We start from the raw sequence: 22,265 nt of genomic DNA, 5'->3' as shown, positions 1-22,265 counted from the left end.
TCGGGCATCCAGCGAACGACGGCAACCTTGGCGGCGCGAGCGTCGGGCGCGTAGGCCCGACCTACGGGTGCCGATGGCAATCCTGATGACGCCGTAGGTCGGGGCTACGTCCCCGACGGCACTTGATCTTGATTCACGGCTTCGAGCCCCAGCGCACGTCCGCGGCGGCGGCGGGGGCTCCGGATGCGAGCGCGGGGTGTCGGGGACGCAGCCCCGACCTACGCCATAATCGGGGCATGAGCGATTTCATCGTTGGGCTGACCGGGGGCGTGGCTTCGGGCAAGAGCGCGGTCGCGCAGCGGTTCGAGGCGCGCGGGGTGTTCGTGGCCGATGCGGACGTGGCCGCGCGCGAGGCGGTGGCCGTGGGCTCGGAGGGGCTGGCCGAGGTGGTGGCCGCGTTCGGCGCCGCCGTGCTGGCGGCCGACGGCGCGCTGGACCGGGCGAAGATGCGCCGTCGCATCTTCGACGACGACGATGCGCGCGTGCAGCTGGAGGCGATCATCCACCCACGCGTGCGTGCCACGCTGCGGGCCGCCTGCGACGCCGCCCCGGGCGCCTACGCGATCGCCGCGATCCCGCTACTGGCCGAAGGCGGCGGCCGCAGCGCCTACCCGTGGCTGGACCGGATCCTGGTGGTCGACGTGCCCGTCGCCGTCCAACACGCCCGCCTGCTGCAGCGCGACGGCATCGACGCGGCCCTGGCCGACCGCATGATCGCCGCCCAGGCCACCCGTCGGCAGCGCCTGGCGATCGGGGATGACGTGATCGTCAACGACGGACCGTTGGCAGCGCTGGATGGCCACGTGGAGGCGCTGGACCGCAGGTACCGCACATTGCCGTAGGTCGGGGCTACGCCCCCGACACCCCGTGCCCCATCCGTAGCCCCGCCGCCGCCCCCGCGGACATGCGGCGGGGCACGGCGCCATGAATCAAGTCAAGAGCCGCCCGTAGGTCGGGGCTACTGCCCCGACGCCCGCGCGCCCTCCGAAGCCCGGAGCAAGAGCCGTCGGGGGCGTAGCCCCGACCTACGGCCGAGCGCCTCGAAACCATGCGCAGGCATCCGCACCGACATTCGATAGCGAACATCACGGGGTTTTCCTACCCGCCATCGGTGCATTCGCCGATCGCCCGCTCCCCGCACGTTGGGCAATCTTTCGGCATGCCACGCTATCGCCGCCATTCCGTCGACGGACGCCCCGTCTTCCTGACTCTCGTCTGCCACGCGCGCAGGCCGTGGCTGGGCGAAGTCGGTGCGCGTGCGGTCGCCCTGGAGGGACTGGACGGCGCGCGGCGCGTTCATCCGTTCCAGCATCATGGCCACGTGCTGCTGGACGACCACCTGCATCTGCTGTTGACTCCCGCGCCCGGGACGCAGGTCCCGCTGCTGGTTGGAAGCTTCAAGCGCGCGGTGCAGTCGCGGCTGACGGGCGAGGCGGGGCATGGTCGGCTCTGGCAGCGCCGATACTTCGATCACGTGATCCGCGACGCCGACGATTTCACGAGGCATCTGGATTACCTGCACTTCAATCCCGTCAAGCATGGCCTGGTGCGTCGCGCCGGGGATTGGCAGTGGTCGAGCTTCGGGGAGTGGGCCGCGAGAGGGGTTTACGCGCCGGATTGGGGCAGTGTCGCGCCCGAAGACCTGTATGTCGGCGAGTGATGTGGCGCCGACGGCCTCGTGGCGGGGTCACGACGGGTGGATTGGTTTCGCGGGGCGTCGGGCGCTTAGGCCCGACCTACGGTGTTGTTTCGTACTCGTCCATGTTGTGCGCGGCGCGGGACGCCCGGCCGTAGGTCGGGGCTACGTCCCCGACGGCTCTTGATCCGGGTTTCAGAGGGCACGCGGGCGTCGGGGGCGTAGCCTGGGACGCGGGTGCCGGAAGCGCCCGAAGGACGCGGGGTATTGGGGACGTAGCCCCGACCTCCGTCTGCGTGTCAGGGCCAGAGGCCGCGGATGGCGGCGATGCCCTGGGCGCCGTGGTGGCGGGCCTCGAGGATGTGGTCGGGGGTGAGGCCGCCGATGGCGTAGATGGGGAGGGAGGCGTGTTCGCGCAGGGCTTCGAAGGCGGGCCAGCCGATGCCCTGGGCGTCGGGATGGGTGGGGGTGGCGTTGACGGGGCCGAGGATGGCGAAGTCGCAGCCGATTGCCTCGGCGTGGCGCAGTTCGGTTTCGTCGTGGCAGGACGCGGCCAGCGGGACACCGGCTGGAACGGGGCGTTCGGCCAGTTCGCACAGCTGGGCGGACGGCAGGTGCAGGCCGAGGCCGAGGTCGCGGGCCAGCGCGGTGTCGCCGTTGACCAGAAGTTCTGCGCCGGCGCTGGCGCAGTGGGCTGCGGCCGCGGTGACCAGGGTGCGGCGGCGGGCGGGGTCGAGGCCCGGTAGGCGGGCCTGGATGCGACGGATACCGCCGGCCAGGGCGCGCTGCAGGGCGTCGAGCCAGGCCGCGTCGTCGGAGGGCGTGGCGGGCGGCGGGGTGACGAGGTAGCGGTCTGGCTGCAGCAGCGCGGCGACGACGGGGCGATCGGCCGGCGGCATGGTGTAGCCGGGCAGCTTGTCCGGCGGCACCCAGGCCAGGGCCTGGCCTTCGTGGCCGCGCGGGGTGCCGCGCCAGCGGGTCACGCGGCGCACGTCCAGGCGCAGGCGCTTGTGCGGGTATTGCTGGGCGACGGCGATCAGCGGCGCGCCGACGCGGACTTCGATGCCGAGCTCTTCGCGCAGTTCTCGGACCAGGGCCTGTTCGGGGGTTTCGCCGGGTTCGCGCTTGCCGCCGGGGAATTCCCAGAGGCCGGCAAGATCGCGGCCTTCGGTGCGGCGGGCGAGCAGGACGCGGCCGCGGGCGTCGGTGATGGCGGCGGCCATGACGTCGATGCGGAGGGAGCTCACGGACGTAGGTCGGGGCTACGTCCCCGACGGGTTTTGATGTTGTGCGAGGCGCGGACGTAGCGCCGGCCCGCGGAGAGGGTGCGGGCGTCGGGGGCGTAGCCCCGACCTGCGTGTTTCACGTCGTGGCCTTCAGGCCAGTTGCCCATGGCAGTGCTTGTACTTCTTGCCGCTGCCGCAGGGGCACGGGTCGTTGCGACCGACCTTGGGGCCGTCGCGGGTGACCGGGGTGTGGGCGGCGGCTTGCTGTGCCAAGCGGGCCTGTTCGGCTTCCTCGTCGGCGCCCAAGCCGCCGGAGTCGGCGTGCTGGAACTGCATCTGGTGCGCGGCGGCTTCGGCCTGGGCACGTTCCTGCGCCTCCAGCGCGGCGACCTCTTCTTCGCTGCGGATGCGCACCCGCGCCAGCAGCGAGACGACCTCGCGCTTGACCTTCGACAGCATCTCGCTGAACAGCTCGAACGCCTCGCGCTTGTATTCCTGCTTGGGCTGCTTCTGCGCGTAGCTGCGCAGGTGGATGCCCTGGCGCAGGTAGTCCATGCGCGCCAGGTGCTCCTTCCAGTTCTGGTCGACGACGTTGAGCATGATGTGCTTCTCGAGCATGCGCATCGTCTCGGGACCGACGGAGGCCTCCTTGTCGGTGAACAGGCGGTCGAGCGTCTCCTGCACGTAGGTCTGGATGACCTCGACGTCGACTTCCTCGCGGCCCTTGACCATCTCGTCGACCGGCACCTGCACGCCGAACTCCTCGGCCAGCGTCGCCTCCAGCCCCGGCAGGTCCCACTGCTCGTCGATCGAGTCGGGCGGCACGAAGCGGTCGACGATGTCGGCCACCACGTCGCCGCGGATGCTGGCGATGTTCTCCTGCACGCTGTCGGCCTCGAGCAGTTCGTTGCGCTGCGAGTACACGACCTTGCGCTGGTCGTTGTTGACGTCGTCGAACTCGAGCAGGTTCTTGCGGATGTCGAAGTTGTGGGCCTCGACCTTGCGTTGCGCGTTGGCGATCTGCTTCGACACCAGCGGGCTCTCGATGATGTCGTCTTCCTTCAGGCCCATCCTGGCCATGACGCGCTGCACCCAGTCGGCGGCGAAGATGCGCATCAGGTTGTCTTCGAGCGACAGGTAGAAGCGGCTCGAGCCCGGGTCGCCCTGGCGACCGGAGCGGCCACGCAGCTGGTTGTCGATGCGGCGCGACTCGTGGCGTTCGGTGCCGACGATGTGCAGGCCGCCGGCTTCCTTGACCGCGTCGTGGCGCTTCTGCCATTCGGCCTTCAGGCGCGCGCGGGTGGCTTCGTCGACCGGCTCGCCGCGCTCGGCTTCCAGTTCGGCGATCTCGGCGTCCAGCGAGCCGCCGAGCACGATGTCGGTGCCGCGGCCGGCCATGTTGGTGGCGATGGTCACCGCGCCCGGGCGGCCGGCCTGGGCGATGATCGTGGCCTCGCGCTCGTGCTGCTTGGCGTTGAGCACCTCGTGGTGGATGCCGGCCTCCTTGAGCTGCTCGCTGAGCAGCTCGGACACCTCGATCGAGGTCGTGCCGACCAGCACCGGCTGGTTGCGCGCGTGCGCTTCCTTGAGCTCGGCGACCACCGCGCGGTACTTGCCGGCGCGGTTGAGGAACACGGCGTCCGGGTTGTCGACGCGGATCATGGGGCGGTTGGTGGGAATCACCACCACTTCCAGGTTGTAGATGCTCTGGAACTCGTAGGCCTCGGTGTCGGCGGTGCCGGTCATGCCCGCGAGCTTGTCGTACATGCGGAACAGGTTCTGGAACGTGATGCTGGCCAGCGTCTGGTTCTCGCGCTGCACCGGCACGCCTTCCTTGGCCTCGACCGCCTGGTGCAGGCCGTCGGACCAGCGCCGGCCCTGCAGCGTGCGGCCGGTGAATTCGTCGACGATGATCACCTCGCCGTCGCGGACGATGTAGTCCACGTCGCGCTGGTAGATGCCATGCGCGCGCAGGCCGGCGTTGAGGTGGTGGACGACGTGGATGTTGTGCGGGGCGTAAAGGTCGTCGTCGCCTTCGAGGATCCCGGCTTCGCGCAGCAGGTTCTCGGCGTGTTCCTGGCCGTCCTCGGACAGGTGTACCTGCTTGGCCTTCTCGTCGACCCAGTAGTCGCCCTCGCCTTCCTCCTCGGCCTGCCGCACCAGCCTGGGCACGACGCGGTTGACCTTGATGTACAGGTCCGGGGTCTCGTCGGCCGGGCCGGAGATGATCAGCGGGGTGCGCGCCTCGTCGATCAGGATCGAGTCGACTTCGTCGATGATCGCGAAGTTGAGGCCGCGCTGGAAGCGGTCGTCCTTCGACAGCGCCATGTTGTCGCGCAGGTAGTCGAAGCCGATCTCGTTGTTGGTGGCGTAGGTGATGTCGGCGCGGTAGGCGGCGTGCTTGTCCGCGTGCGGCATGCCCGGGTAGACCACGTCGGTGGTCAGGCCGAGCCAGCTGTAGAGCTTGCCCATCTGCGCGGCGTCGCGGCGGGCCAGGTAGTCGTTGACCGTGACCACGTGCACGCCCTTGCCTTCCAGCGCGTTGAGGTAGACGGCCAGCGTGGCGGTCAGGGTCTTGCCCTCGCCGGTGCGCATCTCGGCGATCTTGCCCATGTGCAGGACCATGCCACCGACCAGCTGGACATCGAAGTGGCGCATCTCGAACACCCGCACCGACGCTTCGCGGCAAACGGCGAAGGCCTCCGGCAGGATCTTGTCCAGCGATTCGCCCTTGGCGATGCGCTCGCGGAACTCGGGGGTCTTGGCCTGCAGCTCGGCGTCCGAGAGGGCCTGCATCTGCGGTTCGAGCGCGTTGATCTTGGTGACGATGCGCTGGAGCTGTTTGATCAGGCGTTCGTTGCGGCTGCCGAAGACGCCGGTGAGCAAGCGATTGAGCATGGGTGTTCCGGTTGGGAGCTGGATTGTGATGCGGGGAACGAATGCGGACCCTGTCCCCTGGCGCAAGTTCCCGCAAATGAAAAAAGGGCGCCGGGCGCCCTTTTTGGCAACGGGATATTGTACGTGGAGACGCCGGCAGGGGGTATCAAGCCCGTTTCGCGTCCCGGACGCGGATCACATTCCCACCCCATCCCGGGGCGTGGCCCCGGACCGGGTTACATGCGCTTGGTGGCGGCGTGCTCGCCGAGGAACTTGCGCGGATTGAGCACGCGGCCGTCCTGCCAGACTTCGAAATGCACGTGGGCGCCGGTGGAGCGGCCGGTCGAGCCGGCCTTGGCGATCTGCTGGCCGCTGCGCACCAGGTCGCCGACCTGCACCACCAGCCGCGAGTTGTGCGCGTAGCGGGTGACATAGCCGTTGCCGTGGTCGACTTCGACCACCTTGCCGTAGCCCGAGCGCCGGCCGGAGAAGCTGACCACGCCGTCGGCCACGGCCAGGACCGGATCGCCGGTGCGGGCGTGGAAATCGATGCCCTTGTGGAAGCCGCGGCCACCGCCGAACGGATCGGCGCGGCCACCGTAGCCGGAGGTGATGTAGGTGTTGAGGATGGGCATGCGCGAGGGTGTCGCGCTGCGGTCGAGCTCGCGGTTGAACAGCAGCGATTCAAGCACCGACAGCTGCTTGCCCGAGTCGGCCAGCTGCAGGCCGAGCTTGCCCATGCCGCTGCGCAGGTCGCCGGCGGCCATGTCGCGCACCGGGCCTTCGCCGCCGATGCCGACGGGCTTGTTGAAGTCGAACTCGCCGTCGCCGAGCTGGCCGATGCGGGTCAGGCGCTCGCCGAGCGCGTTGAGGCGGTTGGCCTCGGCCTGCAGTTCGCCCATGCGCGCGGCCAGCGCGTTGACTTCGCGCTGCGCCTCGCGGCGGGTGTCGTCGAGCCGCACCTGCTGGGCGTCGTTGCGCGCCTCCAGCTGCGCGATCCGCGCCGCGCCGATGCCCTGGGTGGCGCCGACGCCGGCGACTACGCCGCCGACCACCAGCACCGCGATCGCGGTGGCCGGGCGGGCGGCGCTGCGCGCATGCACGTGGGCGGCGCCCGCATGCGTGCGGGCGGCGATGTACGTGGCCAAAGCGTGGCCGTTGCGGCGCGTCCATCGCCAGGCCCTGGCGGAAAGATCACGCGCGAATGTCTGCAAGCTGTGTAGAGTCATGTCTGCCAATGTCTGATTCGAGATCCAGGTCGTCCACTCCGGTACCGCGCGCGGCGCTCGATGCGCTGCTGGGCGATGCCGCGAGCGGCAATCCGATCCGCCGCGCAATGTGGCTGGATGAACTGGACCGTCGTTTGAGCCCCCTCCTGCCGCCTTCGCTGGCCGCGCATGCACGGCTGGCGAATGTCGATGGCGACAGGCTCGTCTACCTCGTCGATTCGCCCGTCTGGCACGCCAGGCTGCGCCTGGCTTCCAATGAACTGATCGACGCTGCCCGCTCCCTCGGACTGGATGTCACCCGCTTCGCCGTCAGGACGACGAGGCAAATGCCCGGCGCGCAAGCGCAGCGCGAGCCGGCATCCGTGCCCGTTTCGGCCACCGCGCGCGATGCAGTGCGCGATGCCCTTGCCTGCCTTCGCGAGCCCGATGAGGAGCCTGCGAAGGGCGATTCCTGAGCGTCCGGAGGGGGCGCCGGGCACCGTTTTGGCGGAGCGTCGGCTTGACGGACGGGGCATGCTAACGGTCACACGGCGTGCACAAGTTAACCAGCCGTTAGAATTAAAGAAATATAAAGTTAATTTATTGTTAACCTTCACTTCGCACTCACTTCTGTGAGCACGGTCCGCTGGATGCTTCCGGGCCGTGAGACGGACGCGCACGACTCAACTGTCTTGCCATGAATACGCGGGATCCGGCGTGTGACTGCCAGATCAAGCGCTGATATGCGTGGCACCTGGCAGGAGCGCGCCGGGCGCGCCCCTCTCAGCGGCCGCGGCGAAGCGGTCGCGCCCCAGCCCGCCTGCGGCGGGTTGCGGCCGGAAATCCGTAGGTCGGGGCTACGCCCCCGACGGCTCTTGATGCGCGACCCAAGGCTGCGCGTACGTCGCCGTGAAAGCCTGCGAGCAGCGTCGCCTCAGGCCGGCAGCGGTTCGCCGTAGGTGAGCGGTGCGCCGGCCTGTTCGGGGAAGCTGACTTCCTCCCACGCCGAGCGCTCGGCCAGCAGCGCGCGCACCAGCTTGTTGTTGAGCGCGTGGCCGGACTTGTATCCCTCGAAGGCGCCGATGATCGCGTGGCCGGCCAGGTACAGGTCGCCGACCGCGTCGAGGATCTTGTGGCGCACGAACTCGTCGCCGTAGCGCAGGCCGTCGTCGTTGAGTACGCGGAATTCGTCCAGGACGATCGCGTTGTCCATCGACCCGCCTAGGCCGAGGTTGCGTTCGCGCATGTATTCGAGGTCGCGCATGAAGCCGAAGGTACGGGCGCGGCTGACCTCGCGGATGTAGTTCTCGGTGGAGAACTCGACCTCGGCCCGCGACTGCGACTTGGGGATCGCCGGGTGGTCGAAGTCGACGGTGAAGCCCAGGCGGAAGCCGTCGTGCGGCTCGAAGCGGGCGATCTTGTCGCCGTCGCGCACTTCCACCGGGTGCTTGATGCGGATGAAGCGCTTGGCCGCGCCCTGCTCGACGATGCCGCCGGATTGCAGCAGGAACACGAACGGGCCGGCCGAGCCGTCCATGATCGGCACCTCGGCCGCGGACAGGTCGACATGGAGGTTGTCGATGCCCAGGCCGGCGAGCGCCGACATCAGGTGCTCGACCGTCTGCACCTTGGCGCCTTCGCGCGACAGGCCGGTGCACAGGGTGGTTTCGCTGACCAGCTCGGCGTCGGCGGGGATCTCCACCGCAGGGTCGACGTCGACGCGGCGGAACACGATGCCGGTGTCGACCGCGGCCGGTCGCAGGGTGAGGTAGACCTTCTCGCCGCTGTGCAGCCCGACGCCGGTGGCGCGGATCACATTCTTGATGGTGCGCTGCTGCATGGGCGGGGCTGGTCCGGGTTGTCGCCGTGGGGGGCGGAAAACGGCGAAAGATTAGCACGCGCCACGCTGAACCTGAACGAAAGCGGATCCGTCCGTCGGCGCGCGCCGCGGGCCGAAAAGACCACCGGGCCGGCGCAGGCCCGGTGGGTCAAGCGAGGACATCTTCCGCAGGAGCGCCCCATGGACGTAACGGTAAAGCCGTCGCGCCCATGGGGCGCTCCTGCGGGCGGCGGCCGGGATCCCCGAAGGACCATCCGGCCACCTTCAGATCATCAGTCCGCCTGGCGGCGCAGGAACGCCGGAATGTCCAGGTAGCTGCTGTTGTCGCCGCCGAAGTCGGCCGTGGCCGGCGCAGACGAGGCCGCAGGCTCGCTGCCACCGTCACGACCGCGCAGGGTCGACGCGATGCTCTGGCCAGCTCCGAATGCCGCCGGCTCGTCATCGATCAGCATGCCGGTGGTGCCGTCGCGACGCCCCTGCGAGCGCACCAGCTCCACCTGCGGTTTGCGCACGATGTCGTGGCCGAAACCGCGGTCGTCGTGGCGCACCGTCTGGCGGCCGGCGTTGCGGTTCAGACCGGTAGCAACGACGGTGACGCGGACCTCGTCCTGCATGTCCGGATCGAGCACGGTGCCGATGACGATGGTCGCGTCCTCGCTGCCGAAGTTCTCCACCGTGCGGCCGACCTCGTCGAACTCGGCCATGGTGAAGTCGCCGCCGGCGGTGATGTTGACCAGGATGCCGTTGGCGCCGGCCAGGTTGACGTCGTCGAGCAGCGGGTTCTGGATCGCGGCCTCGGCGGCGGCCTGTGCGCGGTCGTCGCCGCGGGCGGTGCCGGTGCCCATCATCGCCAGGCCCATCTCGCTCATCACGGTGCGCACGTCGGCGAAGTCGACGTTGATCAGGCCGGGACGCACGATCAGGTCGGCGATGCCCTGCACGGCGCCCAGCAGCACGTCGTTGGCGGCGCGGAACGCCTGGATCATCGTCGCGTTGCGGCCAAGCACGGTGATCAGCTTCTCGTTGGGGATGGTGATCAGCGAGTCGCAGTGCTGGCCGAGTTCGTCGATGCCCTTGAGCGCCACCTGCATGCGGCGGCGGCCCTCGAACGGGAACGGCTTGGTGACCACGGCAACGGTCAGGATGCCCATCTCCTTGGCCAGCTGCGCGACCACGGGCGCGGCGCCCGTGCCCGTGCCGCCGCCCATGCCGGCGGTGATGAACACCATGTCCGCGCCCTGCAGCGCGTCCATGATCTGCTCGCGGTCCTCGAGCGCGGCCTGGCGGCCGACTTCCGGGTTCGCGCCCGCGCCCAGGCCCTTGGTGACGTTGGTGCCCAGCTGCAGCTGCAGCTTCGCGCCGCAGTTCTTGATCGCCTGCGAGTCGGTGTTGGCGGTGATGAACTCCACCCCGTCCACGCTGCTGTTGACCATGTGCGCGACCGCGTTGCCGCCGCCGCCGCCCACGCCAATGACCTTGATGTTGGCATTGGGTGCCATCTTTTCCACCAGTTCGAAATGCGCCATGTCCGTGTCCTCTTTTGTTGAGCCGGGAATCGGGAATGGGGAATGGGGAATCGGAACAACCTCGTTCCTCTTGCCCGCGCCCGCCGCCTGATGCCGGCGATTCTTATGTGATGTGTCGTGTCGCGTTACTTCAAATCGTTTCCTGCCGCCGCTTCTTCTTTTCCGTCATTGCCGTTGCTGTTGCGCCTACCGATTCCCCATTCCCCATTCCCCATTCCCGATTCCCGGGCGAGTTCGTCAGAACTCGCCGCGGTACCAGTTCTTCAACTTGTTGAAGAGCGACCCGGCGCGGCCGGTGGGGATCACCGGGCGGCGCGGGTGCTCGATCTGGCTGCCCATCAGCAGCAGGCCCACGCCGCTGGCGTGCACCGGGTTGTTGACCACTTCGCCAAGGCCGGTGACGTGCTGCGGGATGCCCACGCGCACCGGCATCTGCAGCATTTCCTCGGCCAGTTCGACCACGCCTTCCATCTTCGAGGCGCCGCCGGTGAGCACCATCCCGGCGCGCACGTGCTGCTCGAAACCCGAGCGGCGCAGTTCGGCCTGCACCATCTCGAAGATCTCCTCGTAGCGGGCCTGCACCGCTTGCGCCAGCGACTGCCGCGGCAGTCGGCGCGGGGCGCGGTCGCCGACGCTGGGGACCTGGATCGATTCTTCCGAAGTCGCCAGCTGCGCCAGCGCGCAGGCGTAGCGGACCTTGATCTGCTCGGCCTCGGGCGTGGGCGTGCGCAGCATGTGCGCGATGTCCTCGGTGACCTTGTCGCCGGCGATCGGCAGCGACGCGGTGTGGCAGATCGCGCCCTGCACGAACACCGCCAAGTCGGTAGTGCCGGCACCGATGTCGACCAGCACCACGCCCAGCTCGCGCTCGTCGCCGGTCAGCACCGCGGTGCTCGACGCCAGCGACGACAGGATCAGGTCGTCGATCTGCAGGCCGCAGCGCTGCACGCACTTGCTGATGTTGGCCGCGGCCGACTGCGCGCACACCACCAGGTGCGCGTGCACCTCCAGGCGCACGCCGGTCATGCCGACCGGGTTGCGGATGCCTTCCTGCGAATCGTCGAGCACGTACTCGCGCGGGATCGCGTGCAGGATCCGCTGGTCGGCGGGGATCGCGACCGCCTTGGCCGCTTCCAGCACGCGGTCGAGGTCGGAATAGGTCACCTCGCCGTCGCGGATCGGCACGATGCCCGGCGAGTTGCGGCACTGCACGTGGTTGCCGGAGATCGACGCGTACACCGAGCGGATCTCGCAGCCTGCCATCAGTTCGGCCTCTTCGACCGCGCGCTGGATCGACTGCACGGTCGACTCGATGTCGACCACCACGCCGCGCTTGAGTCCGCGCGATTCGTGCGAGCCGATGCCGATCACCTCGATCGGGTTGCCGGGGGAATACTCGCCGACCAGCGCCACCACCTTGGAGGTGCCGATGTCGAGTCCGACGATGAGTGCCTTGTCGCCTTTGCGGTTCATGTCTGTAAGCCGGGATTCGGGATTCGGGATTCGGGATTCGAAGAAGCTGGAATGTGGAATCGGGGGGAGTGTCGGGTGCCTGGTGGATACGCGATGGACAGGCGCTGTTGCCCTGCATCGAATCCCGAATCCCGGTTCTCAACAGCCGAATGGCTGGTCATCCCGAATCCCTGCTTTTCCTCGCCCCACGTCAGCGCAAAGCCGTTCGTGTAGCGCAGGTCCGCGCGCGTCATTCGCTGCGGGTTGCGGGCCAGCAGGTTCGGCATCAGGCGCGCGAAGCGGGCCAGGCGCAGGCGCGCTTCCTGGCTGCCGACCACTACCCGCGTGTCGTTGGACAGCAGCAGCGACCAGCTGCCGCGGCGGTCGAGCGACACCTCCCGCACGCGCATGCCCTCGGATGCGAACATCCGGCTGGCCTCGTTGTAGAGCTCGACGACATCGGCGGTGCGCGCGGCCGGTGCGTCGACGTCGAAACGCGGCAGGCTGGCCGGGACTTCGGCGCCGGCGACCGGGAACAGGTCGCCGTCCTCGGACAGCAGCTGGTCGTCGCCCCAGCGTGCGAACGGACGATGCTCGACGATGCGCACCTCGACCACGTCCGGCCAGTGCTTGCGCACCTCGGCGTGGTCCACCCAGGGCAGCTTGTCCACCGCGGCCTGCGCCTGGTCGAGCCGGATCGCGAAGAAACCGTTGCGCGCATACGGCAGCACCGCCTCGCGCAGCTTCTGTTCGTCGACGCGCTCAAGCGTCCCAGCCACGCGCAGCGTGCGCAGCGGCCAGCGGTCGGCACCGATCCAGCCCTGCAGCACCGCGACCACCGGCAGCGCCACCAGCGACAGCGCGATGATCCAGGCGGCAACGCGGAGGAAGGTGCTCATGCCGCCGTCTCCAGGATCCGCCAGCACAGGTCTTCGAACGACACGCCCAGCGCGGCAGCCGACTTGGGCATCAGCGAGTGGCTGGTCATGCCCGGCGCGGTGTTGGCTTCGAGCAGCCAGTTGCGGCCGTCGCGGTCGCGCATGAAGTCCACGCGCGCCCAGCCGCGCAGGCCGAGCGCTTCGAACGCGCGCTCGGCCTGGTCGCGTGCTTCCGCTTCGCCGGCCTCGTCCAGGCCGGGGCAGACGTATTGCGTGTCCTCGGCCACGTACTTGGCGTGATAGTCGTAGTACTCGCCGGCGGGCACGATGTGGATGCTGGCCAGCGCGCGGCCGTCGAGTACGCCGATGGTGTATTCGCCGCCTTCGACCAGCTGCTCGACCAGCAGTTCGCCGGGGTAGCGCGCGGCAAGTTCGACTGCCGCGTCGAGATCGGCCTCGCCGAACACACGGCTGACGCCGACGCTGGAACCTTCCAGCGATGGCTTGATGATCACCGGCAGGCCGAGTTCGCGTGCGGCGGCATGGACGTCGTCGCTGCCGCCCGTCCTGGAGCCGGCCAAACGAATCCAGCGCGGGGTCGGCAGGCCTTCGGCGGCCAGCACCTGCTTGGCCCGGATCTTGTCGAGCGACAGCGCGCTGCCGAGCACGCCAGAACCGGTGTACGGCACCCGCAGCGATTCGAGCAGCCCCTGCAGCACGCCGCTTTCGCCGTCGCCGCCGTGGAGGATGTTGAAGACGCGATCGAAGTGCCTGTCCTGCAGTTCGCGCACCAGGTTGGGAATGCCGTCGACGCCGTTGGCATCGACGCCGCGCGCGCGCAGCGCTTCGAGCACGTTGCGCCCGGAGTCGAGCGACACCTCGCGCTCGGACGTGGTGCCGCCCATCAGCACGGCCACGCGGCCGAACGCGGCCGGGTCGTCGATGCGCGGCGGCGGCAGCGTGCGGCTCACCGGCCGCCTCCCTCGAATCCGTTGGCCGCCAGCTGCTGCGCGGCATGGCCGATGTCGCCGGCGCCCATCATCAGCAGCAGGTCGCCGTCGCGCAGCACGTCGGGCAGCACGTCGCGCAGGTCCTGCACGCCGTTGACCACGACCGGGTCGACGCGGCCGCGCGTACGGATCGCCCGCGCCAGCGCGCGCGCGTCGGCGCCGGCGATCGGCGCCTCGCCGGCCGGGTAGACCTCGGTGAGCACCAGCGCATCGACGTCCGACAGCACGCCGGCGAAGTCGTCGAACAGGTCGCGCGTGCGGCTGTAGCGGTGCGGCTGGAACGCCACCACCAGGCGCTTGTCGGGCCAGCCGCCGCGCGCGGCGGCGAACACCGCGGCCAGTTCCTTGGGATGGTGGCCGTAGTCGTCGACCAGCTGCACGGTCGCGCCCTGCGCGGTGGTCAGCTGCGCGAGCAGGTTGAAGCGGCGGCCGATGCCCTGGAACTTCTCCAGCGCCGACGCGATCGCCTCGGCCGGGATGCCCAGCTGCCAGGCCACCGCGGCGGCGGCCAGCGCGTTGAGCACGTTGTGGCGGCCGGGCAGCGCCAGGGTGATCGGCGTGCAGGTACCGTCGGGCAGGCACAGCTCGAAGCGCATGCGCGGGCCTTCCTGGGCCACTGCGTCGGCGCGGACTTCGGCCGCGTCGTCGAAGCCATAAGTCATCACGTGCCGCGGCGTGTTGTCCGCCAGCCTGGCCACTTCCGGGTCGTCGATGCACAGCACCGCCACGCCGTAGAACGGCAGCCGGTGCAGGAACTCGGAGAACGCGTCGAGCATGCGCGCGAAGTCGCCGCCGTAGTTCTCCAGGTGGTCGGCGTCGATGTTGGTGATGATCGCCACCAGCGGGTTCAGGCGCAGGAAGCTGCCGTCGCTCTCGTCGGCCTCGGCCACCAGCCAGTCGCCGCCGCCCAGGCGCGCGTTGGCGCCGGCGGCGAGCAGCTGGCCGCCGATGACGAAGGTCGGGTCGAGTCCGCCTTCGGCCAGCACGCTGGCCAGCAAGGACGTGGTGGTGGTCTTGCCGTGGGTGCCGGCGACCGCGATGCCGCGGCGGAAGCGCATCAGCTCGGCCAGCATTTCCGCGCGCGGCACCACCGGGATGCGCTGCGCGCGCGCTTCGAGCAGCTCCGGGTTGTCTGGCTTGATCGCGCTGGACACCACCACGCAATCGGTGCCCAGCACGTTGGCCGCGGCGTGGCCGCGATGCACGTTGGCGCCGAGCTGCGCCAGGCGCCGGGTGACGGCGTTGTCGGCGGTGTCCGAGCCCGACACCTGGTAGCCGAGCGTGCACAGCACTTCGGCAATGCCGCTCATGCCGACGCCGCCGATGCCGACGAAATGCACGCGCGAGTAGCGCCTGGCGAAATCACCCGGGGCCGCAACGTCGCGTGTATCGAGCATCCTGCGGATCATGCAATGCGTCCCATGGTCGGTTCGACGCGCTGGCGCAGGCGGCTGGTGCCGCGCGCCATCGCGGGGTTGGCGGAAGTCGGCGCCGGCTGCGCGGTGGCGGGCGCCTTGCCGCGCGGCGGCTTGGCCGGCGCCCGCGGTTCGGGCTCGGGTGCAGGCGCCGCACCTTCGCCGCGCAGGCGCGCGACCTGGCGTTCGGCGCGGTCGAGTTCGTAGGACACGCGCAGCAGCAGGCCGAGCGCGGCGCAGGTCATCAGTACGCTGGAGCCGCCCGAGGAAATCAGCGGCAGGGTCAGGCCCTTGGTCGGCAGGATGCCGAGGTTGACCCCGATCGACACGAACGCCTGCAGGCTGATCGCCAGCGCCACGCCGAACGCGCAGTAGCCGGCGAAATGCCGGCGCATGCCGACGCAGCGGTAGCCGATCCAGAACGCGCGCCCGACCAGCAGCGCGTACAGCCCGATCACCAGGCAAACGCCGACGAAGCCGAGCTCCTCGGCGATCACCGAGAAGATGAAGTCGGTGTGCGCCTCGGGCAGGTACGACAGCTTCTGCACCGACGCACCCAGGCCCACGCCGAACCATTCACCGCGGCCCACGGCCATCAGCGCGTTGCTCAGCTGGTAGCCCGAGCCCAGCTGGTCGGCCCACGGGTCGAGGAAGGAGGTGAAGCGACGCACGCGGTAGGGCTCGAGGATCGCGATGAAGGCGAACACCGGCAGCCCGATCACGATCGGCAGCGACATCCGCGGCAGGTTGACGCCGCCGAGCACCAGCATGCCGGCGGTGATCGCCAACAGCAGCGACGACGAACCGAAGTCCGGCTGCAGCAGCAGCAGCCCGACCAGCAATACCGCCACGCCCAGCGGCTTGAGCATCGCCGGCCAGGTCGCGTTGACCTCGTCGCGGAAGCGCACCAGGTAGCTGGCCAGCCAGACGATGTAGAGCAGCTTCACCGCTTCGACCACCTGGAAGTTGGACAGCCCCAGGTTGATCCAGCGCCGCGCGCCGTTGACCGACTGGCCCACGCCCGGCACGAACACCGCCAGCAGCAACACCACGCAGCCCAGCAGCAGCAGCTGGTTGTAACGCTCGACCGTCTTGAGCTCGGTGCGCATCGCCCAGACCGCCAGGCCGATGCCCAGCGCCAGGAACACCAGGTGGCGGTTGAGGAAGTAGAACGGGCCCACGTCCAGGCCCTCGCCGATGGCGATCGAGCTCGACGCGACCATCACCACGCCGATGCTGGCCAGCGCGATGCACGCGCCGAGCAGCCAGCCGTCGTAGCGGCCGGTGATCGCGTCCAGGCGGGTCGCCTGGCGGCTGCTGGAATGCATGCCGGCGTCCATCAGCGCACCTTCAACGTGGCAAGGCCGATGAGCACCAGCACCACCGAGATGATCCAGAAGCGCACGATCACGCGCGGCTCGGGCCAGCCCTTGAGTTCGAAGTGGTGGTGGATCGGCGCCATCCGGAACACGCGCCGGCCGGTGAGCTTGAACGAGGCGACCTGGATCATCACCGACAGCGTCTCGATCACGAACACGCCGCCCATGATCACCAGCACCAGCTCCTGGCGCACGATCACCGCGATGGTGCCGAGCACCGCGCCCAGCGCCAGCGCGCCGATGTCGCCCATGAACACCATCGCCGGGTAGGTGTTGAACCACAGGAATCCGAGCCCCGCGCCGGCGATCGCCGCGCAGATGATCACCAGCTCGCCCGCACCGGGGATCTGTGGGATCTGCAGGTAGGTCGAGAACACCGCGTTGCCCGATGCGTACGCGAAAACGCCCAGCGCACAGGCCACCAGCACCGTGGGCATGATCGCCAGGCCGTCCAGACCGTCGGTGAGGTTGACCGCGTTGGAGAAGCCGACGATCCAGAAGTAGGCCACCACCACGAAGAACACACCGAGCGGGATCGCCACGTTCTTCAGCAGCGGCACGAAGAAGGTCGTCGACGCGGACACCGACGGGTCGGCGGTGAAGTAGAGGAACAGGCCGGCGGCCAGGCCGAACAACGACTGCAGCAGGTACTTCCAGCGCGACTTCAGGCCGTTGGGATCGCGACGCACGATCTTGATCCAGTCGTCGTACCAGCCGATCGCGCCGAAGGCGAGCATCACCACCAGCACCAGCCACACGTAGCGGTTGCGCAGGTCGCCCCACAGCAGCACCGAGGCCAGCACCGTCATCAGGATCAGCGCGCCGCCCATGGTCGGCGTGCCGGCCTTCGAGAAGTGCGTCTGCGGGCCGTCCTGGCGGATCGGCTGGCCGCCCTTGTACTGGGCCAGGCGGCGGATCACCGCCGGCCCCCACCACAGCGACAGCGCGAGCGCGGTCAGCGCGCTGAGGATGCCGCGGAAGGTGAGGTAGCCGAACAGGCCGAACAGGTCGTCGAGCTGCTGCAGCCAGCGTGTGAGTTCAAGCAGCATGCGCGGCCTCCCCGTTGAGCAGCGCCGTGACGACGCGATCCATCGCGCTGCCGCGCGAACCCTTCACCAGCACCTGCAGCCGCGCCGTTCTTGTGGGAGCGGCTTCAGCCGCGAGCTTCTCATCACCGGGCGAAGAGCTCGCGGCTGAAGCCGCTCCCACAAAAGCGGCGATGTCGGCGCGCAGCGCATCGGCCAAGGCCGCGTGCGTGTCGAACTTGCGCCCGCCTTCGCCGAACACCTCCGCGGCCGCCGCACTCAGCGCGCCCAGCGCGTACAGCCGGGCGATGCCCGCTTCCTTCGCACGGCGCCCGGCCTGCTCATGCAGCGACCGCGCGTCACCACCGAGTTCGCGCATGTCGCCCAGCACCAGCCAGGCCTCGCCCGGCGCGGCGGCCAGCGTGTCGATGGCGGCGTTGAGCGAGCCCGGGTTGGCGTTGTAGCTGTCGTCGACCAGCACCACGCCGCCGGGCAGGCGGTGGCGCACCAGCCGACCGGCGACCGGTCCCGCCTCGCGCAGGCCGGCGACGATGTCTGCAAGGCCGACGCCGCTGGCCAACGCCAGCGTAGCGGCCGCCAGCGCGTTGGCGACGTTGTGGCGGCCGGTCATCGGCACCATCGCGCCGGCTTCTCCGTCCGGCGTCACCAGCGTGAAATGCATGCCGTCATCGGCGAAGCGCAGGTCGCGCGCGCCGACGTCGGCATCGGCATCGAGCCCGAAGCGCAGCAGGCGCCTGCCGTGAGCGCGCTCGGCGAAGAACGGGGCGAAAGCGTCGTCGGCGTTGATCACCGCCACGCCGTCGGCCGGCAGCGCGTCGTAGATCGCCGCCTTGGTGTCGGCGATGCCGAGCAGGTCGCCCATGCGCTCCAGGTGCGCGGGCGCGACGTTGTTGACCAGCGCCACGTCCGGCCGCACCACGGCGGTCAGGTAGGCGATGTCGCCCGGTTTACCGGCGCCCATCTCGTAGACGGCGAAGCCGGCGTCGTCCGGGGCGTCGATCACCGCCAGCGGCAGGCCGATCTCGTTGTTGCGGTTGCCGGGGTTGCCGTACGCGCTGCCGGCGCGCTGCAGGATCGACAGCACCAGCGCCTTGACGCTGGTCTTGCCGTTGCTGCCGGTGATGGCGACCACCTTGCCGGCGCGCGCGTGCTGCATCGCCGCGGCCAGCGAGGCCAGCGCGCGCTGGGTGTCGGCGACCAGCACCTGCGGCAGCGGCGAGTCGACCATGCGCGACACCAGCGCGGCGCGCACGCCAAGATCGCCGGCGCGGGCGACGTGGTCGTGGCCGTCGAAGCGCTCGCCCTTGAGCGCGACGAACAGCGCACTGCGACCGTCGTCGACGTCGAGCGCGCGGGTGTCGGTCTCGATCGCGTCGATCAGCACGTCCGCGCCCTGCAGGCGGCCGCCGGACCACTGGGCGATGCGCGAGAGCGGCAGCGGGTTCATGCCCTGCCCTCAAGCAGTTCGCGCGCGACCTGGCCGTCGTCGAACGGCAGCTTCACGCCCGCCACTTCCTGGTAGGTCTCGTGGCCCTTGCCGGCGATGAGCACGATGTCGTCCGCACCGGCCTCGCCGACCGCGCGCGCGATCGCCTTCCTGCGGTCGCGTTCGACCACGATGTCTTCGGGCTTCGAAAATCCGGCGACGATGTCGGCCACGATCGCATCGCCGTCCTCGCCGCGCGGGTTGTCGTCGGTGACGATCACCCGATCCGCGCCGGACTCGGCGATCGCCGCCATCTGCGGGCGCTTGCCGCGGTCGCGCTCACCACCGCAGCCGAACACGCAGGTCAGCCGCCCGCGCAGGTGGCCGCGCAGCGACGCCAGCGCCTGCTCCAGCGGATCGGGCTTGTGCGAGTAATCGATCACCACCAGCGGCAGCACGCCATCGCCGCCGAGACGGTTCATGCGGCCCGGGATCGGCTCCAGCCGCGACAGCACGTCGGCGATCGCGTTCGGTTCGACGCCCTGGAACGACAGCACGGCCGCGACCGCAAGCAGGTTGGCGACGTTGAAGCGTCCCAGCAGCGGCGAGCGCACCGGCAGGCAGGCGCCATCCACGTGCAGGTCGAAGGTGATGCCCGACGCGTCGAGCACCAGCGCGTCGGCGCGCACCCGTGCCGCCGCGTCGCCGCGCGCGCTGGTGCCGATCGCCTGCACGCCTTCGGGGAGGTTTTCGAACAACCTGCGACCGTAGTCGTCGTCGAGATTGACCACGGCCGCGCGCAAACCATCGCGCGAGAACAGCCGCGCCTTGGCCGCGCCGTAGGTTTCCATGTCGCCGTGGTAATCGAGGTGGTCGCGGCTGAGGTTGGTGAACACCCCGACGTCGAAATGCACCGCGTCCACGCGCCCTTGGTCGAGGGCGTGCGAACTGACTTCCATCGCCACCGACTCCGCGCCGGCCTCGCGCAGCTGCGCGAGCAGCGCGTGCATCTGCAGCACCAGCGGCGTGGTGAAGCCGGTCGCCACGGTTTCGCCGTACAGCCCGGCGCCGAGCGTGCCGACGGTGCCACTGCGCGTGCCCAGCAGCGTCCACGCCTGCGCCAGCAGCTGCACGGTCGAGGTCTTGCCGCTGGTGCCGGTGACGCCGACCATTGCCATCGCGCGCGAAGGGTGGCCATGGAATTCATCGGCCATCGCACCCATGCGCGCGCGCAGGCCGGGCACGGCGATCGCGTCGGCGGGTGCCGCCGGCACGTCGTCGGGCACGGGTGGTTCGAACAGGATCGCGCTGGCGCCGGCCGCGCGCGCCTGTTCGACGAAATGCAGGCCGTGCGTGCCAAACCCGCCGATCGCGACGAAGGCGTCGCCCGGCGCGATCGACCGGCTGTCGAGCACCAGGCCGCTGATCTCCAGCGCCGCCGGCACGGCGGCCACGTCGGGCAGCAGCTGCGACAGCGGCATCGCGCGGCTCACGGCTGGCCTCCCGCAGGCGCCTGGTTCCCGATTCCCTGCTTTTTCAGCGCCTTGGCCTGCGCCGCCAGCCAGGTCTCGATGTCGTCCGGCGGCACGTCCATCAGCCGCAGCGAACCTTCCATGACGTTGTGGAACACCGGGCCGGCAACGCGGCCACCGTAATAGCCGCGGCGGCTGGGGTCGGGATTCATCACCACCACCGCCATCGAGAAGCGCGGGTTCTCCACCGGCACCACGCCGGCAAAGAATGCCGCGTAGCGGCGCGAGTAGCCGCCGCCGCTGGCGATGCGCGCGGTGCCGGTCTTGCCGGCGACGTGGTAGCCCAGGATCGCCGCGTCCTTGGCGGTGCCGCCGGGTTCGGTCACCGTCTGCATCATCGCCATCACTTCGCGTGCGATCTCCGGGTCGAGCACCTGGCGGCTTTCCTGCGGCTGGCCCTTGACGAAGGTCGGCTCGATCATCCGGCCACCGTTGGCGAGCGCGGCATAGGCATGCGCGATCTGCAGCGGCGTCACCGAGATGCCGTAGCCGTAGGACATCGTCTGCTTGGTCGTGCCGCTCCAGCGCGACGGCGGCGGGAACAGGCCGGCGGCCTCGCCGGGGAAGCCGCTTTCGGTGCTTTCGCCGTAGCCGAACCGGCGCAGGAACTCGTAGAAATCCTTGTCGTCGAGCTTGGCGACGATCTTCGACACGCCGACGTTGGAGCTCTTGGTGATCACGCCGGTGACCGTGAGCACGCCATGGTTGCGGGTGTCGGTGGTGCGGTAGCGGCCGTTGGGCATCCAGCCGGGATTGGTGTCGATCAGCGTGTCGGGCGTCACCACGCCGGCTTCCAGCGCGGCGGCGACGGTCAGCGGCTTCATCGTCGATCCCGGTTCGATCAGGTCGGTCACCGCGCGGTTGCGGTGCGATTCGCGCTGCCCGGATTCGACCGCGTTGGGGTTGAACGACGGCAGGTTGGCCATCGCCAGCACCTCGCCGGTGTGCACGTCGAGCACCACCGCCGACGCGCTGCTGGCGCCACTTTCGAGCAGCGCGCGCTTGAGCTCGCGGTAGGTCAGGTACTGGATGCGGCGGTCGATGCTGAGCGTGAGGTCCTTGCCCGGCTCGGCGGCGCGCACCAGGTCGACGTTCTCGACGATGCGGCCGCGGCGGTCGCGGATCACCTTCTCCGCGCCCGGCTTGCCGCGCAGCCACTCGTCGAACGCCAGCTCGATGCCTTCCTGGCCCTGGTCGTCGATGTTGGTGAACCCGAGGATGTGCGCCATCGCCTCGCCCTGCGGGTAGAAGCGACGGTATTCGCGCTGCGAGAATACGCCCGGGATCTCGAGCGCCAGGATCTTGCGCGCCGCGCCGGGGCTGATGCGGCGGTGGCGCGGGATGTACATGAATTCCTTGTCGGCGCGCTGCGAGACGTAGCGCGTCAGGTAGTCCAGCGGCAGGTCGGTGGCTTCGGCCAGCTCCGGCAGGCGGTCGGGGTACTTGCTCAGCTCCTGCGGGTTGGCCCACAGCGACGCCACCGGCGTGGACACCGCCAGCGGCTCGCCGTTACGGTCGGTGATCATGCCGCGCGAAGTCGGGATCGGGATCTCGCGCAGGATCCGCGCGTCGGCCTTCTTCTGGTAGAAGGCGTTGTCGATCAGCTGCAGGTCGACCGCGCGGCCGACCAGCGCGACCGCGCACAGGCCGAGCGTGCCGACCACCAGCTGCAGCCGCCCGCGCAGGTTGAACTGCGCGCGGTTGCGCCTGGAGGGACGGGACTCGTGGTTCGCGAACCGCGATTTGAAGAATCCGAGCACGCGCGCGAGCCCGCCTTCGCGCCCCTGCGAATTCCGCCTCCCGGGCCTCGAGTC

Annotated in this window: 16 protein-coding genes and 1 pseudogene; 3 read left to right on the top strand and 14 right to left on the bottom strand. The window is 69.6% G+C overall.

The features are described 5' to 3' along the window. Window positions 1-236: 236 nt before the first annotated feature. Together coaE and ACFONC_RS01855 are read left to right on the top strand one after the other, a co-directional pair. Complete coding sequence (coaE, locus tag ACFONC_RS01860; RefSeq protein ID WP_386741870.1) at window positions 237-842, top strand: dephospho-CoA kinase; 606 nt, start codon at window positions 237-239, stop codon at window positions 840-842. A 317-nt stretch (window positions 843-1,159) separates the two neighbouring features. After that, the gene (locus ACFONC_RS01855) at window positions 1,160-1,660 is read left to right on the top strand and encodes an REP-associated tyrosine transposase (RefSeq protein ID WP_386741869.1); all 501 of its coding nucleotides are present in this window, start codon (window positions 1,160-1,162) and stop codon (window positions 1,658-1,660) included. A 275-nt stretch (window positions 1,661-1,935) separates the two neighbouring features. Here ACFONC_RS01855 and ACFONC_RS01850 read toward each other — a convergent pair whose 3' ends face one another. The 3 genes from ACFONC_RS01850 to ACFONC_RS01840 form a co-directional block, all read right to left on the bottom strand. After that, entirely contained in the window at window positions 1,936-2,859 is a 924-nt protein-coding gene (locus tag ACFONC_RS01850) for a Nudix family hydrolase (RefSeq protein ID WP_386742210.1), read from the bottom strand. A gap of 153 nt (window positions 2,860-3,012) precedes the next feature. Further along, window positions 3,013-5,760 (bottom strand): preprotein translocase subunit SecA, encoded by a 2,748-nt coding sequence (gene secA / locus ACFONC_RS01845; protein WP_386741868.1) that lies wholly within the window; start codon window positions 5,758-5,760, stop codon window positions 3,013-3,015. Between the two features lie 215 nt (window positions 5,761-5,975). Then, the gene (locus tag ACFONC_RS01840; RefSeq protein WP_386741867.1) at window positions 5,976-6,968 is read right to left on the bottom strand and encodes a M23 family metallopeptidase; all 993 of its coding nucleotides are present in this window, start codon (window positions 6,966-6,968) and stop codon (window positions 5,976-5,978) included. Window positions 6,969-6,976: 8 nt separating this feature from the next. Here ACFONC_RS01840 and ACFONC_RS01835 point away from each other — a divergent pair, with 8 nt between their 5' ends. After that, on the top strand, window positions 6,977-7,423 hold the full coding sequence (locus ACFONC_RS01835; protein WP_386741866.1) for a DciA family protein: 447 nt from the start codon (window positions 6,977-6,979) through the stop codon (window positions 7,421-7,423). A gap of 458 nt (window positions 7,424-7,881) precedes the next feature. On the opposite strand, the gene lpxC is transcribed toward ACFONC_RS01835, so the two are convergent. The 11 genes and pseudogenes from lpxC to ACFONC_RS01780 all read right to left on the bottom strand — a co-directional run bounded on the left by lpxC (window position 7,882) and on the right by ACFONC_RS01780 (window position 22,211). Then, complete coding sequence (gene lpxC, locus ACFONC_RS01830; RefSeq protein WP_386741865.1) at window positions 7,882-8,787, bottom strand: UDP-3-O-acyl-N-acetylglucosamine deacetylase; 906 nt, start codon at window positions 8,785-8,787, stop codon at window positions 7,882-7,884. A gap of 529 nt (window positions 8,788-9,316) precedes the next feature. After that, a pseudogene (gene ftsZ / locus ACFONC_RS01825) lies at window positions 9,317-10,313 on the bottom strand (cell division protein FtsZ); the annotation flags it as partial. A gap of 237 nt (window positions 10,314-10,550) precedes the next feature. Beyond that, complete coding sequence (gene ftsA / locus ACFONC_RS01820) at window positions 10,551-11,786, bottom strand: cell division protein FtsA (RefSeq protein WP_386741864.1); 1,236 nt, start codon at window positions 11,784-11,786, stop codon at window positions 10,551-10,553. Next, complete coding sequence (locus tag ACFONC_RS01815) at window positions 11,783-12,664, bottom strand: cell division protein FtsQ/DivIB (RefSeq protein WP_386741863.1); 882 nt, start codon at window positions 12,662-12,664, stop codon at window positions 11,783-11,785. The genes ftsA and ACFONC_RS01815 overlap by 4 nt, the downstream gene beginning before the upstream one ends. Beyond that, window positions 12,661-13,614 carry a D-alanine--D-alanine ligase gene (locus ACFONC_RS01810; RefSeq protein WP_386741861.1) on the bottom strand — a complete coding sequence of 318 codons (954 nt, stop codon included), beginning with the start codon at window positions 13,612-13,614 and terminating at the stop codon, window positions 12,661-12,663. Before ACFONC_RS01810 ends, ACFONC_RS01815 begins: the two co-directional genes overlap by 4 nt. Then, window positions 13,611-15,062 (bottom strand): UDP-N-acetylmuramate--L-alanine ligase, encoded by a 1,452-nt coding sequence (murC, locus tag ACFONC_RS01805; protein WP_386741860.1) that lies wholly within the window; start codon window positions 15,060-15,062, stop codon window positions 13,611-13,613. The genes ACFONC_RS01810 and murC overlap by 4 nt, the downstream gene beginning before the upstream one ends. After that, window positions 15,059-16,396, bottom strand: coding sequence for a putative lipid II flippase FtsW (gene ftsW, locus ACFONC_RS01800; protein WP_386741859.1), 1,338 nt, complete (start codon window positions 16,394-16,396; stop codon window positions 15,059-15,061). The genes murC and ftsW overlap by 4 nt, the downstream gene beginning before the upstream one ends. A gap of 11 nt (window positions 16,397-16,407) precedes the next feature. After that, a complete protein-coding gene (gene mraY / locus ACFONC_RS01795) occupies window positions 16,408-17,496 on the bottom strand; it encodes a phospho-N-acetylmuramoyl-pentapeptide-transferase (protein WP_386741858.1) in 1,089 nt (362 codons plus the stop codon). After that, window positions 17,486-18,940 carry a UDP-N-acetylmuramoyl-tripeptide--D-alanyl-D-alanine ligase gene (locus ACFONC_RS01790; protein WP_386741856.1) on the bottom strand — a complete coding sequence of 485 codons (1,455 nt, stop codon included), beginning with the start codon at window positions 18,938-18,940 and terminating at the stop codon, window positions 17,486-17,488. The genes mraY and ACFONC_RS01790 overlap by 11 nt, the downstream gene beginning before the upstream one ends. Beyond that, window positions 18,937-20,412 (bottom strand): UDP-N-acetylmuramoyl-L-alanyl-D-glutamate--2,6-diaminopimelate ligase, encoded by a 1,476-nt coding sequence (locus ACFONC_RS01785; protein ID WP_386741855.1) that lies wholly within the window; start codon window positions 20,410-20,412, stop codon window positions 18,937-18,939. Before ACFONC_RS01785 ends, ACFONC_RS01790 begins: the two co-directional genes overlap by 4 nt. After that, on the bottom strand, window positions 20,409-22,211 hold the full coding sequence (locus ACFONC_RS01780) for a peptidoglycan D,D-transpeptidase FtsI family protein (protein ID WP_386741854.1): 1,803 nt from the start codon (window positions 22,209-22,211) through the stop codon (window positions 20,409-20,411). Before ACFONC_RS01780 ends, ACFONC_RS01785 begins: the two co-directional genes overlap by 4 nt. Between the last annotated feature and the right edge of the window lie 54 nt (window positions 22,212-22,265).

Origin of the sequence: Luteimonas soli, from assembly GCF_042648865.1 — a bacterium.
GTDB lineage: Bacteria > Pseudomonadota > Gammaproteobacteria > Xanthomonadales > Xanthomonadaceae > Luteimonas > Luteimonas soli.
The sequence above is the reverse complement of the archived record's forward strand: the minus strand, read 5'-3'. Positions and strand labels throughout refer to the sequence as shown.